The sequence below is a fragment of the Carboxylicivirga sediminis genome (genome assembly GCF_018156225.1).
GTDB lineage: Bacteria > Bacteroidota > Bacteroidia > Bacteroidales > Marinilabiliaceae > Carboxylicivirga > Carboxylicivirga sediminis.
Genome location: NZ_JAGTAR010000013.1, coordinates 96697 through 112393, shown reverse-complemented (window position 1 = coordinate 112393; position 15697 = coordinate 96697). Strand labels below are relative to the sequence as shown.

Annotated in this window: 10 protein-coding genes; 9 read left to right on the top strand and 1 reads right to left on the bottom strand. The window is 40.6% G+C overall.

The features are described from left to right. Window positions 1–16 precede the first annotated feature (16 nt). Window positions 17–1309 (top strand): class II aldolase/adducin family protein, encoded by a 1293-nt coding sequence (locus KDU71_RS10100; RefSeq protein ID WP_212190387.1) that lies wholly within the window; start codon window positions 17–19, stop codon window positions 1307–1309. A 420-nt stretch (window positions 1310–1729) separates the two neighbouring features. On the opposite strand, the gene KDU71_RS10095 is transcribed toward KDU71_RS10100, so the two are convergent. Then, a complete protein-coding gene (locus KDU71_RS10095) occupies window positions 1730–2446 on the bottom strand; it encodes a GntR family transcriptional regulator (RefSeq protein WP_212190386.1) in 717 nt (238 codons plus the stop codon). 158 nt (window positions 2447–2604) lie between these two features. Here KDU71_RS10095 and KDU71_RS10090 point away from each other — a divergent pair, with 158 nt between their 5' ends. The 8 genes from KDU71_RS10090 to KDU71_RS10055 all read left to right on the top strand — a co-directional run bounded on the left by KDU71_RS10090 (window position 2605) and on the right by KDU71_RS10055 (window position 15625). Next, the gene (locus KDU71_RS10090; protein ID WP_244828346.1) at window positions 2605–3915 is read left to right on the top strand and encodes a dihydrolipoamide acetyltransferase family protein; all 1311 of its coding nucleotides are present in this window, start codon (window positions 2605–2607) and stop codon (window positions 3913–3915) included. Window positions 3916–3918: 3 nt separating this feature from the next. Then, the gene (lpdA, locus tag KDU71_RS10085; protein ID WP_212190385.1) at window positions 3919–5286 is read left to right on the top strand and encodes a dihydrolipoyl dehydrogenase; all 1368 of its coding nucleotides are present in this window, start codon (window positions 3919–3921) and stop codon (window positions 5284–5286) included. Window positions 5287–5317: 31 nt separating this feature from the next. Next, complete coding sequence (locus tag KDU71_RS10080) at window positions 5318–7786, top strand: alpha-ketoacid dehydrogenase subunit alpha/beta (RefSeq protein WP_212190384.1); 2469 nt, start codon at window positions 5318–5320, stop codon at window positions 7784–7786. A gap of 11 nt (window positions 7787–7797) precedes the next feature. Continuing rightward, window positions 7798–9033, top strand: a complete 1236-nt coding sequence (locus KDU71_RS10075; RefSeq protein WP_212190383.1) for a PHP domain-containing protein — start codon at window positions 7798–7800, stop codon at window positions 9031–9033. After that, window positions 9020–10141, top strand: a complete 1122-nt coding sequence (locus tag KDU71_RS10070) for an SDR family NAD(P)-dependent oxidoreductase (RefSeq protein WP_212190382.1) — start codon at window positions 9020–9022, stop codon at window positions 10139–10141. The genes KDU71_RS10075 and KDU71_RS10070 overlap by 14 nt, the downstream gene beginning before the upstream one ends. Window positions 10142–10183: 42 nt before the next feature. Next, the gene (locus tag KDU71_RS10065; RefSeq protein ID WP_212190380.1) at window positions 10184–11461 is read left to right on the top strand and encodes a zinc-binding dehydrogenase; all 1278 of its coding nucleotides are present in this window, start codon (window positions 10184–10186) and stop codon (window positions 11459–11461) included. Between the two features lie 13 nt (window positions 11462–11474). Continuing rightward, a complete protein-coding gene (locus KDU71_RS10060) occupies window positions 11475–12140 on the top strand; it encodes a transaldolase family protein (protein WP_212190378.1) in 666 nt (221 codons plus the stop codon). A gap of 323 nt (window positions 12141–12463) precedes the next feature. Then, the gene (locus KDU71_RS10055) at window positions 12464–15625 is read left to right on the top strand and encodes a DUF5107 domain-containing protein (RefSeq protein ID WP_212190376.1); all 3162 of its coding nucleotides are present in this window, start codon (window positions 12464–12466) and stop codon (window positions 15623–15625) included. Window positions 15626–15697: the final 72 nt, after the last annotated feature.

Sequence of the window (15697 nt, the reverse complement as noted above, 5' to 3'; positions counted from 1 at the left end):
TAAATAACAGTAGACTATGTCAGTTAGAAATTTGAATTTGTTACATCCGCGTGACCAAATCATCATGATAATTAACCGGATATACAAAAAGGGATTGACCACCACGTCTGGTGGCAACATCTCAATCATGGATGAGAGCGGAGATATGTGGGTAACTCCATCGGGTGTTGATAAAGGTTCGTTAAAACCAGGGGACATCATGTGTGTAAAGGCTGACGGCGAAATTATTGGTCCCCACAAACCATCGATGGAATATCCGTTTCATAAGGCGATATATGTAGAACGCCCGGATTTAAAATCAGTGGTGCATGCTCATCCACCGGCATTGGTGGCTTTCAGTATTGTTCGCCAGATACCAAATACCAATGTCATTCCGCAAGTTAAATCGGTTTGTGGCCCAATTGGTTATGCTAAGTATCACATTCCGGGAAGTAACCAGCTTGGTAACTCAATTTCAGAGCAATTTAAAAATGGTTTCGATTCGGTAATCATGGAAAACCATGGGGCTGTGGTTGGCGGAAAGAACGTGATTAAAGCCTATGAACGTTTTGAAACTCTTGAGTTTGCCTGTCGTACGCTTATTAACTCAAATATAATTGGTGAGCCGAAATTTCTGACAGAGGAGCAGATCTATTCATTCAATAACCAGGTGCCAACTGATTATCCAAAGATGAGTAATGTTGTTTATACATCTGATGAGAAAGGAATCCGTCATGAGATAAAAGACATGGTGCGCCGTGCCTGTGACCAGGGTTTAATGATGAGTACATATGGTACTATCTCTGTGCGTTGGAAAGGCAATGACTTTTTAATTACACCAACCGATGCTACGCGTTGGGATATTCAGGAGAGCGATATTGTGCAGGTCAAAGATGGCAAATGTGAAGCCGATAAAGTACCAAGTCGGTCAACCTGGTTGCATCAGAAGATTTACGAGATGCATCCCGAAATTAATGCGATTATTTTAACGCAACCTGAATACCTGATGGCCTATGGCGTAACACACAAAAAACTTGATGTGAGAACCATTCCTGAGAGTTGGATCTTTTTACAGGATATGGCCAATGTGCCGTTTGGTAGTCATTTTGCCCAAAATAACTTATTGCCCGAATTGATTTCAAAAGATAATCCAGGAGTTATTATTGAAAACGATTCGGTATTAATGACAGGTAATAATTTGCTTCAGGCCTTTGATCGTTTGGAGGTTGCTGAGTTTAGTGCTAAATCATTGGTGATGGGTACTTCTTTGGGGTCTTTTGAGCCAATGAGCGATAATGAAATCGACGAGTTGAGAAAAACATTCTGCTAAAACATATGGTACGACTCAGTGTTTTTTTAACCGTAGACTAGTATGGTATAGTTGAGTTATGGATTGTGAGGAAGGTTCTGGTAATCTTCCTCTTTTTTTGTGTATTATTAAGCATGGATTGTCAATATTCTTGCCAAAATCTTCCATGTTAATGTGCATTATTCCAATAGTTAGGTTATCTGTCGATGTTTGGGTAAGCATCAGTAAATCGGCGATAAACGAATGTCGTTAAGCAAAGTAGCTATATTCCAAGAAAAACATGCCTATGTTTTGAATAAAACATAACTACATTTTTCCAAAAATATAAGCATGATATTGACAATAGATAAGCATCCGTTTTAAAAGGGATGATTTTTTTTGATATTTAAAGGACGTGTTATAAACAGAATGATTCAATACTGGGCTATAATCAAGCATGTGTTAAAAGGTGCCATATAAACCATAATTCTCGGTATTGCAATACACCTGGCTATAGAAGAAAAAGCCTTCTTCGCTGGTTTCCATTTTTCGATCCAAACGTAAAATCGGGTGGCCGGCTGCGACATTAAAGTATTGCTGAACTTTATCGTCTGCCGTTATGGCCATTAGCTTTTGTTCGCCGCCGCTTATTTCAATTTGGTATGAAGTGCGCATAATCTCAAACAAAGAACGGTTTTCAAAATTCCTACTGCTAAAGCGAGGTAAATTTATGTTTGGAACCAAAGTAATGTCATAGAATATGGGTTGTTTATTCATAATCCTTAATCGTTCCAGTCGATAGCATCCCACTTCCTTCTCAAAATCAAGCAATGGAAAGCCGAATGCATCATCACATTTTATTAAGGTAGGTTTTACAATTATTCTTGTTTCCAGGTTGTCTTTACCAATGGCAGAAGTGGTTCCCGAGAGCGACAGGATGCCGACGCCTTGCGGCTGTCCCTGTACGATGCTCCCTTTTCCTTGCTTTTTGCGGATGTAACCTTCGTGTACCAGGCGATCCAAGGCCTTGCGAACTGTGGGGCGTGTCACCTGGTGAGTGGTGCATAACTCATTCTCGGAAGGCAGAATGTCACCTCGCTTATAGTTACCATCGGTAATATGCTTTCGTAGTTGTTCGTATAAAACTTTATAAGGGGGAAGAGCTTTCTTAACTGCCATTTTTTAAATTTTTGTAAAGATAAGTGATTATAGATGTATATACAAGTAACTTGTAAGTAGTGTTAAATTGCAATAAATGAGTGAAATAATATGTTTTAGCTGATTAACTTGTATATACAAGTGCACTCAAATATCTTTGGTTCAAAACAAAAAGAATCATGGCTAACGCAATCATTATGCCTCGTCAGGGGCAATCAGTCGAATCCTGCATATTTACCGACTGGTATAAACAAGTGGGAGATGAAATCAGCAAAGGAGATATGTTATTTGCCTATGAAACCGATAAATCCTCTTTCGAGCAGGAAGCAGAGGAGGATGGCATATTATTGGCAACCTTTTGTGAAGCTGGTGATGAAATTCCGGTGCTTCAGAATATTGGTGTTGTAGGGCAAGCCGGTGAAGATATCAGCTCGTTTCAGAATAGTGGTGTCACCAAAGAAGTGGCCGAAGCCCAAAGTGAAGTTGTTGAGGAGAAAAAAGTAGAACTTCAACAGGAAGTGGTGCTGAAAGAACGCGAAGCAGATGAGGAAGTTAAGATATCGCCGCGAGCTAAGAGATTAGCTAATGCTGAAGCAGTACCTTATCAGAAAATCGACGGTTCGGGCCCCGAAGGTCGAATCATCGTCAGAGATATAGAAGCTTATCTGGTTTCGGTGCCAAAGGCCAGCCCACTGGCCAAAGAAGTGATGAAAGAAGAAGGTTTGGCAATGGCCGATAAGGGAAGTGGTTTAGATGGCATGGTAAAAGCAGCTGATCTTTCGACCAATCCGGTTTATACCAACGATTTTGAGATTAAGAAATTACCAAATATACGCAAGCTGATAGCAAAGGCCATGCATGCTTCCTTGCAGAATTCAGCACAGTTAACTCACCATCTGAGTGCCGATGCCCGTCGTTTGCTTGAATTGCGTCAACAAGTGAAAGCTACCGAAGGAGCGCCCAATATCACCATCAACGATATGGTATGTTTTGCGCTTATTAAAGCATTAAAACAGTTTCCAGATGCCAATGCTCACTTTTTAGGCGATAGCGTAAAGTATTTTAATAAAGTGCATTTAGGCTTGGCTGTAGATACCGACCGGGGCCTGATGGTACCGGTTATTAAAAATGCCGATGACTTGTCTATTGCAGGTTTATCCAATCAGTTTAAAGAAGTGGCTGGATCATGCCGCCAGGGAAGTATCGATCCCGAGTTATTATCATCCGAAGCGGCTTCGTTTACTGTTTCCAACCTGGGTAATTACGGCGTGGAGATGTTTACACCAGTGATCAACTTACCACAAGTAGCCATTTTGGGTGTTAACACCATTGTACCTCGTCCGGCCGATTTGGGTGGTGGAGCTTATGGTTTTGTGCCTTACATGGGTCTCAGTCTGACTTACGATCACCAGGCTTTGGATGGTGGCTTGGCAACACGCTTCCTGAAGCAAATTGCCATTGAAATTGAAAACCTGACAATTGACTTTTAAGCCATGGAAAACAAATATGATTTAGCAATAATCGGAGGTGGACCAGCCGGATATGTAGCGGCTGAGCGTGCGGGTGCCAAGGGACTGAAAGTTGTACTTTTTGAAAAGAAAGAACTGGGTGGCGTGTGCCTCAATGAAGGATGTATGCCTACCAAAACCTTATTATACAGTGCCAAACTGTACGATAATGCCAAGACAGGCAATAAGTATGGTGTTGAAGCAGGTGATTTATCCTTCAGTTTTGACAAAATGATGGCACGCAAAAAGAAGGTGGTTAAGAAACTCGTTGGAGGCGTTGGTGCCAAAATGAAACAGTTTAAGGTAGAGGTTATGAATGACTCTGCTTTTATTAAAGGACGTACCCAACGGGGTATCGAATTAGCATTTCATGAAGGAGAGATATTGGCTTCGAACCTGCTCATTTGTACGGGTTCAGAAGCTTTTATCCCGCCAATACCCGGAGTGGAAGACAATGCGAATATAATAACCAACCGCGAAATCCTTCAACTGGAAAAGCAGCCTGATGAGTTGGTGATTATTGGTGGCGGAGTTATTGGAATGGAATTCGCCAGCTTTTTTAATAGCCTCGGAACTAAGGTTACCATTGTGGAAATGTTGGATGAGATTCTGACGGGTATGGATGTTGAGATGAGTGCCATGTTACGTCAGCAATATGCTAAAAAAGGAATCGACTTTAACCTGACATCTAAAGTTATTAAGGTTGAAGACAATAAGGTGTTTTTCGAAAAAAACGGACAGACAAATGAAATTCAAGGCGATAAAATATTAATGAGCGTTGGACGCCGGCCTGTAGTCAATGGTTTTGGCCTGGAGAACCTGGGAGTGGAACTGTTTAAAGGTGGCATCAAAGTGGATGTAAAAATGCGTACCAACATTCCGAATGTCTATGCCGCTGGTGATGTTACCGGCTTTTCTCTTTTGGCACACACAGCCAGTCGCGAAGGTGAAGTGGTTGTGAATAACCTGAGTGGAGGAGAGGATCAAATGCGCTACAATGCTATTCCAGGCGTTGTTTATACCAATCCTGAGTTTTCGGGTGTTGGATTAACAGAAGAAACAGCCAAAGCAAAAGGCATTGAGGTGAAAGTTGCTCAGTTACCAATGGCTTATGCTGGTCGTTTTATTGCCGAAAATGAAGGTGGTGCTGGTCTTTGTAAAGTACTGGTTGGTGCCAAATATGGCGAAGTGCTGGGTGTACATATGCTCGGTAATCCTTCCAGTGAGATGATCTATGGGGCCTGTATGGCCATCGAAAATGAAATGACACTTAAAGAAATGGAGCAGGTCGTGTTTCCGCACCCCACTGTTTCAGAAATATTCAGGGAAACAGTATTTGCTCATTCCCATTAATCTCAATTGCTAATAATAAAAGTATAGAAAAATGCCAAAGTCACAATTTATAGATCCTACCAAGGTTCGTCAAGCAAGCAAAATTGAATTTAAAGATATACCGGTTAATCAATACGATAAAACCATTGAAGAGGAAAAAGTAAATTTCTCTAAAGAACAGTTTGTCGGTATCTACCACGATATGGTTTTGATTCGTGAGTTCGAAACCATGTTGAATGAAATTAAAATAAAGGGAGAGTACCAGGGGATTGGCTATAACCATCCCGGTCCGGCTCACTTGTCCATTGGTCAGGAATCAGCCGCAGTTGGTATGGCTTATCATCTCGATGAGCAGGATTTTATTTTTGGTTCGCATCGTTCACATGGTGAGATTTTAGCAAAAGGCATGTCGGCCATTCATAAAATGGATGATGAGGCCTTAATGGAGGTGATGAAAACTTTCTTCGATGGAACCATATTGAAAATTGTATCTGAAAACCATCAGGGTGATCTAAAATCCTTGGCCCGCCGTTTCCTGGTATATGGAACACTGGCCGAGATTTTTGCCCGCGAAACTGGTTTTAACAAAGGTTTAGGTGGATCAATGCATGCCTTCTTTACGCCATTTGGTGTTTATCCAAACAATGCCATTGTTGGTGGTTCTGGCGATATTGCCGTTGGTGCTGCGTTATTCAAAAAGGTGAACAAGAAAGAAGGTGTTGTGGTTGCCAACATTGGTGATGCATCCATGGCTTGTGGTCCTGTATGGGAGGGTTTGGCTTTTGCATCCATGGATCAGTTTGAGCAACTGTGGGAAGGCGCCTATAAGGGTGGTTTGCCAATCATCTTCAACATCATGAACAACCAATATGGTATGGGGGGTCAAACGTGTGGTGAAACCATGGGTTACGACATTGCTGCGCGTATCGGAGCAGGTGTAAACCGCGATAGCATGCATGCCGAGCGTGTAGATGGCTATAACCCATTGGCAGTGATTGATGCTTATCAGCGCAAACTCGAATTATTAAAGGATAAAAAAGGTCCGGTATTATTAGATGTACTGACCTATCGTTATAGTGGGCATTCACCATCTGATGCGTCGTCGTACCGTAGCAAGGAAGAGATTGAGGCATGGGAACAACAGGATTGTATTGCATCTTATGGAGCTGAGTTGGTGAAAGCAGGTATTGCCGGCCAGGATGAGCTAGATAGCATTAAGGCAGATGTGACTGAGTTGATGAAGTACTCAATGACCTTAGCCATCGACGAAGAGGTTTCGCCACGTATGGATTTGGTGAAGCATCCGGAGATAATCGGTGAGATGATGTTCTCTGAAGGCAGCGAAGACAAGATGGAAGATCGTCCGGTGGAAGTCAATCATCCGATGGAAGAAAACCCTCGTGTGCAGCAAATTGCCAAGAAAGAGCGCTTTGCTTTTGATGCCAATGGCAAGCCATTCTCAAAAATTAAGCAGTATCAGCTGCGCGATGGTTTATTTGAAGCCATTGTTGATCGTTTCTATAAAGATCCAACATTAGTTGCTTACGGTGAAGAAAACCGTGATTGGGGTGGTGCTTTTGCCGTGTACCGCGGATTGACCGAAGCTTTGCCTTATCAGCGCTTGTTCAACTCGCCTATTTCTGAGGCTTCTATTATTGGTACAGCCATTGGATATGCCATGTGTGGTGGTCGTGTTATTCCTGAAATCATGTATTGCGATTTCTTAGGTCGATGTGGCGATGAGGTGTTTAACCAGTTACCTAAGTGGCAGGCCATGTCGGGTAATGTGATTAAGATGCCAGTGGTCATTCGCGTGTCAGTAGGTTCCAAATACGGGGCGCAACACTCACAGGATTGGTCATCATTGGTTGCGCATATACCGGGCTTGAAAGTATGTTTCCCGGCAACGCCATATGATGCAAAAGGATTGATGAATAGCGCTCTCCAGGGAACCGACCCGGTTATTTTCTTCGAGAGTCAGCGTATTTACGATATTGGCGAGCAGTTCCATCAAGGTGGTGTGCCTGAGGAATATTACGAGATTCCGTTTGGTGAGCCGGATGTGAAGAAAGAAGGTAAAGACATTACCATACTATCAATTGGAGCCACTGTTTATCGCGCATTGGAAGCGGCTAAAGAGCTGGAAGAGAAGTATGGCATGTCGGCCGAAGTAATTGATGCCCGTTCCATAGTACCGTTTAACTACGAGCCGGTTATAGAAAGCTTGAAGAAAACTGGTCGAATTTTATTAACCAGTGATGCCAATGAGCGAGGTTCATTCTTAAAAGACATGGCTCAGCGCATTACCGAATTGGCCTTTGACGAGTTGGATGCACCACCTGTAGTGGTTGGTTCGCGCAACTGGATTACACCAGCCTATGAGTTGGAAGACTATTTCTTCCCCACAAAAGAATGGTTGTTAGATGCTATTCATGAAAAGATTGTGCCGTTAAAAGGTCATATGGTTAGCAATAATTTCACCAATGCGGAGATAATTCGTCGTTCAAAACTGGGTATTTAATTCGGCCTGTTATGAGCTATTTAAAATACATGAAAGATTTCTCACCTGAAATACATTCGGGTGAGAATCAACCATTGCTGGTCAATAACCATTTGCATACACCTTATTCATTTAGTGCATTTATGTCGATTGATGAAGCGCTGGATCAGGCTGTTGAGGAAAATGTGCAGGTTGTGGGTGTGAATGATTTCAATACTTTTGAGGCATATGAACAGTGGTGTGATGGGGCTTTTAAGCGGGGACTTTACCCACTGTTTAATGTTGAGTTTATTGGTATTAACCGCGACGATAAGAAAAATGGTTTGTTAATCAATGATCCTTCCAATCCGGGAAGGATTTATTTAAGTGGCAAGGCACTCGCATTTCCTTCGGTATTATCTGATGATGATCAGGCTATTCTTGATAAGATTATGAAGCTGAATAATAAGCGTTCAGAAGAGATGACGCTTAAATTAAATGATTGGTTCAACGAGGTGGGTTTTGGTTATGAGTTGAGCTTTGAAGCGATTAAGAAAAACCTAAGCGAAGGTCATGTTCGCGAGCGTCACCTGGCATTGGCAGTGCGATTGCTGGCCGAAAGGCATTATCATTCAACCGAACGTTTGTTGGGATTTTACCTGATACTTTTTGGTAATAAGTGTTTTGAAAGTAATCTGCATTCATCGGCCGGAATGGAAAATGAAATTCGCAGTGCATTGCTCAAAGCAGGTAAGCCTGCCTATGTGGAGGAGAGTACGGAGGCTTTTGCCGAAACAAGTGTGATTAAGCAAATTATATTGAAGGCAGGAGGTGTACCAACCTATCCATTTTTGGCTGATGCAGTAAAGGGGTTTACCGATTTTGAAAGGGAGTTGCATAAGGTTGCGGCTGATCTTAAACGCCGGAATATCTATTCGATCGAATTGATCCCGACCCGAAATTCACATCAGACATTAAAAGAATATGCTACTTTCCTGAGAAAGGAAGGGTTTGTAGTGAGTTTCGGAACCGAGCACAATAGTCCTGGTAAGCAGCCTGTTGAAGTAATGGCTAAAGGCAATGAAAAATTGGATGATGAACTACTGCAGATAAATTACGAAGGCGCTTGTATACTGGCAGCTCACCAACATCTTTTTGCCGAAAGAGGTAAAGGTATTCTGGATGAACAGGGTGTGTTTGATGCAAGTCAGCGACATAAATATTACCAGTTAGGTAATTCGATAATTAAACATGTAACCTGTAAAAAAGAACTTCATGGAGTTGATTGATATATTGGCAATAACCCGAATGTGCTTGTCGGAGCGAGGTCTGGTGATATGTAAGGGGATAGTAAATGAAAACGGTAAGGCGGTAGATTCAATTGAGGCCCTTAAACAGATTGATAAATCTATCGATGCAAACAATTGTATTCAAATAGATGTATCCGAAAATGAAGAGCAGTTGATTGCTGAGCTGAAACAAAAAATCAGTCAGAAGAAAGAGGCTGTAATAGCTGTTGTTGTTAAGAATAAAGGAGCTATTCTTGTTGATGCCTTCAGTAAGGAAAGTAATGAAGTTGTTGGTAATCGAATCATCATTGTAACGGGTGGAGCTCAGGGATTTGGTGGGGGAGTAGCCGAAGAGCTGTTTGATAAAGGTGCCCATGTTGTTGTAGCTGATTTAAATGAACAGGCAGGCCAACAGATGGTGGATAAACTAAATGGTAAAGGGAAAAACAATAAAGCCATCTTTATAAAAACCAATGTGGGAGATTCTGGCTCGGTACGTCATTTGATTGATCAAACAGTTTTACAATTAGGTGGTGTTGACGCCATCATTAGTAATGCAGGTATACTTCGAGCCGGTGGTCTTGACGAAATGGACCCGGATACCTTTGATTTAATGACTAAAGTGAACTACACTGGTTATTTTTATTGTGCCAAACATGCTTCTCGTGTAATGAAATTGCAGGCACTGGCAGCTCCCGAACACTACATGGATATTATTCAGGTTAATTCCAAATCAGGGCTGAAGGGCAGTAACCGCAATTTTGCATATGCCGGCGGCAAATTTGGTGGCATTGGTCTCACCCAGTCATTTGCCTTGGAATTGATGCCACATAATATTAAAGTAAATTCTATTTGTCCTGGAAATTTCTTTGACGGGCCATTGTGGAGTGATCCTGAGAATGGACTATTTGTTCAGTACTTAAAAGCAGGCAAGGTGCCAGGAGCAAAATCTATTGCCGATGTACAGGCACATTATGAGAAGCAGGTTCCAGCCGGTCGCGGCTGTCGGGTTAAAGACGTCACCAAAGCCATTGTTTACGTGATTGATCAGGAATACGAAACAGGACAGGCTGTGCCGGTTACCGGAGGTCAGGAGATGTTGAGGTAAATGATATATGATATTTGAATGATGATGAATGTCTAAAGAAATATGAAAACAAAAGCAGTACGATTATACGGTAAAAAAGACCTTCGCATTGAAGAGTTTGAATTGCCTCCGATTACAGAAGATGAGGTATTGGCCAAGGTAGTGACCGATAGTTTATGCATGTCGAGTTATAAGGCTGCCAATCAGGCAACAGACCATAAGCGTGTGCCTGATGATATAGCTGAAAGTCCGATTATCATTGGTCATGAGTTTGCCGGTGAAATTGTTGAAGTTGGCGCTAACTGGACTGATAAATTCAAACCAGGGCAGAAATTTTCTATTCAGCCAGCTATTTATTATGAAGATGGTCCGGTTGGTGTACTTAGTGCTCCAGGTTACTCATATCAGCATATAGGAGGAGACGCCACCTATGTGATTATTCCTAAAGATGTGTTGGTTCAGGATTGTCTTTTGGCATATGATGGGCCTGGTTTTTATCCAGCATCTTTAGCTGAACCTTTAAGTTGTGTAATTGGTGCGATGCATGCCAATTATCATACTAAGGCAGGCAGTTATGTGCATGATATGGAGATTGTGGACGGAGGTAAAATGGCTATTCTTGCAGGTGTTGGCCCAATGGGCTTGGCCGCTATTAATTATGCCTTACGTCGCGAAGATCGTAAACCATCGCTTTTGGTGGTAACCGATATTGATCAGGAGCGTTTGGACAGAGCAGCAAGTTTGTACACGGTTGAGTTTGCCAAATCACGAGGCATTGACTTGCGCTATGTTAATACATCGACAATGGGTGATGCTGTAGAAGATCTTCGTGAATTAACTGGAGGAGATGGTTATAACGATGTTTTTGTATTTGCACCGGTTCCCCAGGTAATTGAGCAGGGTGATGCCATACTCGGTTTTGACGGCTGCTTAAACTTTTTTGCTGGGCCATCTAATACCGATTTCTCAGCTAAGATGAATTTTTACAACGTACACTATGCTTATACGCATATTGTTGGTACATCAGGTGGCAATACGTATGATATGAAAGAAGCCTTGGAAATTATGACCAAAGGTCTTGATCCTGCAGGATTAGTGACACACATTGGAGGATTAAATGTGGTACCAGAGGCAACGCTTGACTTGCCAAATATATCAGGAGGTAAAAAGTTGATATATCCACATGTGGAAATGCCTTTGACCGCTATTGTCGATTTCAAAGTGTTAGGTCGAGAGAATACGGTCTATGCGAATCTGGCTAAACTGTGTGATAAGCATAATGGTTTATGGAATGTTGAGGCAGAAGCCTACTTAATAGCTAACTTTGCAGGTTTGAAATAATAACTGATTTTATATGATTTATTTAGCTGATACAGCCAATATTGAGGAGTTAAGGAAGTTGTTCTATTACTTTCCTCTTGAGGGTGTTACCACCAATCCCACTATTATTGCTCAGGCGGGCAAACCTATGTCTGTTATCTTACCTGAATTAATAGAGATTGTGCAGGATAAAATGCTGCATGTGCAGATGATTAGTAACAAGGCAGAAGATATGCTGCGTGAGGCTAAAGCCTATAAAGCAAAGTATGGCCTGGGTAATAATTACTTTGCTAAAATTCCGGTATCTGAGGAAGGATATAGAGCCATGCCGATGATTAAGGAGGCAGGTATCAATGTAACAGCAACTGCTATTTTTACTCAGCAGCAGGCTTTGGTAGCAGCTCGTGCAGGAGCTGATTGGGTTGCTCCATACGTTAATCGTTTGGATAATATTTCATCGCATGGAATCGAAGTGGTGGGGAATATTGTTGAGAATATTGAATATTTCGGATTGTCGACTAAAGTCTTGGCAGCTAGCTTTAAAACCGTTGACCAGGTGCACCGTGTGAGTATGATGGGGAGTCACGCAGCCACTGTTAATTTCGAAATTTTGGAGCGTTTACGTAGCCACCCTATGACTGATATGAGTATTGAGTGGTTTGAAAAAGATGCGAAAGGCTTATATGATATTAAGTTTTAACTGTAAACGTGCAGTAGAATAGTTCTTCAAACTAAAAAGGGGCTTTTTTAAGCCTCTTTTGTATTTAACTATAACTAATATAATAAGATAGCTTTTGCCGATAGGTGAAAATTGTGACGTGTTTCCTCCTCATAGGATAATTAGAAGTTTTGTTATTTAAACATTAAAACTTAATTTCGGACAGTAAAAAAGTAAAATATTAATACTATCCATTATTTAGAGCGAGTGCAATAATAGTTACAGCATAAGAAAGGCAGCGTTATCAATATTTAAGAATGTGTAATGACCGATGGACGCTGGTTATAATCATTTAAATAAGTATAATGAAATCATTTTTAGTTTTAATAGCCATGTTAAGTGTAGCTTCAGTTAATATAGCCCAAAAGGCAACCATAAGTGAACAATGGATTGCAATGAATACTTATTCATTTTATGATCCAAATCCGGTTGTTAATCCGGATCGGATATATCCTTATTTTAGGTTTGATGGTTACGAGAAAGATGGAGCTGTAAAGGAATGGAAGATGGTTGTGCTTGAAAATGATTTTGTTAAAGTGTTCGTTTGCCCAGATATTGGCGGGAAAATTTGGGGTGCAATTGAAAAATCGACAGGGAAAGAGTTTTTGTATTACAATCATAGTGTTAAGTTCAGAGATGTAGCAATGCGTGGTGCCTGGTCTTCTGGAGGATTAGAATATAACTTTGGCGATATCGGGCATATACCAACATGTGCCACACCTGTGGATTATATTCTTAAAGAAAATGAAGATGGTAGCGTTTCTTGTGTAGTAGGAGCAATTGATCTACCATCAGGTTCCCGATGGAATGTGGAGATAAAGCTTGACAAAGATAAAGCTTACTTTGAAACAATTGCCTCTTGGCATAATACTTCTGATGTACCCATTACCTATTACCATTGGATGAATGCGGCAGCAAAAGCCAATGGGAATCTTGAGTTTATCTATCCGGGGAACAAAAGAATAGGCCATGGAGGTGAAGTTGGAGATTGGCCATACGATAATGGCAAACACATTGCCATGTATGAACAAAATAATTTTGGAATTTATAAATCGTACCATGTATTGAATGCCTATGCAAATATTTTCGGGGGCTATTGGCATGATGATAATTTTGGTTTTGGACATTATGCCGATTATGATGATAAGCCAGGTAAAAAAATCTGGATTTGGGGGCTTTCAGATCAGGGGATGATTTGGGAAGATTTATTGTCGGATGGAGATGGACAGTACATCGAATATCAGGCAGGAAAATTATTTAACCAAGCGGCCCATAGCAGTACATTCACACCATTTAAACATAGAGAGTTTATGCCTTACGATTCTGATATAATGCGCGAATTATGGTTCCCATTAAAAGAAACCAAGGGCATGGTTGCTGCTTCCGAATATGGAGTGTTAAATGTGAAACAAGAAGCTGATGGTTTTGAACTTTATTTGAGCCCTCTTCAAAAACTAGAAACGGATATAGTGATTTCAAGCGGTGGGGTTAAACTTTTTGAGGAAGCTGTTAATTTAAATCCACTGCAATTGTATAAGCGAAAAATAAAAATTGATATAAATAGCGATTTTACTATTGAAATAGGCAGACAGCTATTAAAATACGATTCAAAAAGTGTCGAACAGTTTTTGGAACGCCCAACTGTTCCACTAAAAGAATTCAACTGGAATAGTGCTTATGGGTTGTATGTTAAAGGGTTGGAGTTAGAAAAACAACGACGTTATGAAGAAGCTATGGAGGCTTATGAATCTGCCTATGTAAAAGAGTCCACTTTGTTACCTGTGGTTGGCAGATTAGCACTTGGGAATTATCGAAAGGCTAAGTATGAAACTGCTCTGGAATATAGCCTCCAAGCACTTGCTATTGATACATATGACCCATTGGGAAATTATATTTATGGGATGGTCAATAAAGATTTAGGCAAGTTGGATGAAGCTAAAAGTGGGTTTTCAATTTCAGCTCAGTCTCCTGAGTATCGTTTTGCAGCTTACACAAAATTAGCGGAGATATGTTTGCAAGAGCAGCAACTCAATGAGACAATACGATTTGCTAATAAGGCATTGTTATTTAATGGTACTAACACTAGAGCGTTGGAGCTGGTGGTTATTGCCAGTCGCCTTAATAATGATCTGTCGAAGTATAATGAGACTTTAGAAAAATTAGATAATCTTGATGCCTGCAATGCCTTTGTTGCTTTTGAAGAACACTATGACGGAGAAAAGGTCAATGAACAGTGGTTAAGCAATATCTCGAATGAACTGCCTTTCGAGACAGTTTTAGATTTGGCAATTAGATACGATCAGGTTGGTCAAAAAAAAGAAGCAATACAAATATTAGACTCATATAAGGTTGACCATCCTATAATTAAATTGTGGTTGGCTTATTTAAATCCTGAAAACAGAAAAGAGCTTTTAGAACAGTTAAGCAAATTATCCGCAGCACACGTCTTTCCTCATCGAAAAGAAACTTTAAAAGTAATAAACATCCTCTTGAAGGAGAAGTTTAGTTGGCAAATGTCTTATTATGCAGGTTTAATTAATTGGCATATAGGATGTTTAGAAGAGGCAAGGCAGTGTTTTGTAGCATGTGACGAGGAGCCTGATTTTGTGGCATATTATCTGTCCAAGATTAATTTATTTGTAGGTGATGAAGGTGTAAAGCAGGCGTGTTTAAAGCGTGCGTTAGAAATTGATAGTGACGATTGGCGGTTGAATTTATTGCTCATAGAGAATGCAATAGCAAGCAAAGATCTTGTTAGGGCAGAGAATTTGGCTAAGAAGTATCACAAGCGTTATCCTGAAAATGCCAAATTTGGAATGCTGTATGCCAACGCTCTTATGAAACAAGAAAAGTTTGATAAATGTCTTTCATTCTTGGAGAACTTTGACGTAATGCCTTATGAGGGGGCTACAGAAGGAAGAAATATTTACCATGAGGTATGTTTGCGTTTAGCTATGAGGGCGCTTGAAAGAGGACAATACAGCTACGTAATAGATTATGCCAATAAGGCTAAGTTATGGCCATTAAATTTAGGTGTTGGTAAACATTATGATGTTGATGAGAGGCTTGATGATTTTCTGATAGCTATAGCTAATGAAAACCTTGGTAAGAAGGAGGAAGCAAAGGCTTGTTATGAGAAGGTAATGGGGCATCAAACACCACAATACCTTAACGAAAGTTCAAAACTATTGTGGCAAGTATTAGTGCATAGTCGGAATAATCAATACGAAGCGAATGCGATTATTGAAGATGCAATTAAAAAAGAACCAGATAATTTATATATTCAGTGGGTGAAAAATGTATATGCGGGAAGCGATGCCATGCGGTTAGAAGCTCAGATTTTAAGTTCTAATACAACAGTTCAGGCATATGATACTAAGTTTGTTGATGTAGAGTTTTTTATTACCAAAGATTTTTATACCAAATTATTGCAATTAGGTCTTATCAATAAGTTTGTTCAAAATTAGCAGTCTTTTGGAGCCTTCTTTGAAAAATATTGTGTTTAATAGATTGAAAGCCTATAGTTATAATATCTTACG

What these genes read in the sequence shown, in the direction of transcription:
- KDU71_RS10100 (WP_212190387.1), top strand. Translation starts at nt 17, where the DNA reads ATGTCAGTTAGAAATTTGAATTTGTTACATCCGCGTGACCAAATCATC.
- KDU71_RS10095 (WP_212190386.1), bottom strand. Translation starts at nt 2,446, where the DNA reads ATGGCAGTTAAGAAAGCTCTTCCCCCTTATAAAGTTTTATACGAACAA.
- KDU71_RS10090 (WP_244828346.1), top strand. Translation starts at nt 2,605, where the DNA reads ATGGCTAACGCAATCATTATGCCTCGTCAGGGGCAATCAGTCGAATCC.
- lpdA (WP_212190385.1), top strand. Translation starts at nt 3,919, where the DNA reads ATGGAAAACAAATATGATTTAGCAATAATCGGAGGTGGACCAGCCGGA.
- KDU71_RS10080 (WP_212190384.1), top strand. Translation starts at nt 5,318, where the DNA reads ATGCCAAAGTCACAATTTATAGATCCTACCAAGGTTCGTCAAGCAAGC.
- KDU71_RS10075 (WP_212190383.1), top strand. Translation starts at nt 7,798, where the DNA reads ATGAGCTATTTAAAATACATGAAAGATTTCTCACCTGAAATACATTCG.
- KDU71_RS10070 (WP_212190382.1), top strand. Translation starts at nt 9,020, where the DNA reads ATGGAGTTGATTGATATATTGGCAATAACCCGAATGTGCTTGTCGGAG.
- KDU71_RS10065 (WP_212190380.1), top strand. Translation starts at nt 10,184, where the DNA reads ATGAAAACAAAAGCAGTACGATTATACGGTAAAAAAGACCTTCGCATT.
- KDU71_RS10060 (WP_212190378.1), top strand. Translation starts at nt 11,475, where the DNA reads ATGATTTATTTAGCTGATACAGCCAATATTGAGGAGTTAAGGAAGTTG.
- KDU71_RS10055 (WP_212190376.1), top strand. Translation starts at nt 12,464, where the DNA reads ATGAAATCATTTTTAGTTTTAATAGCCATGTTAAGTGTAGCTTCAGTT.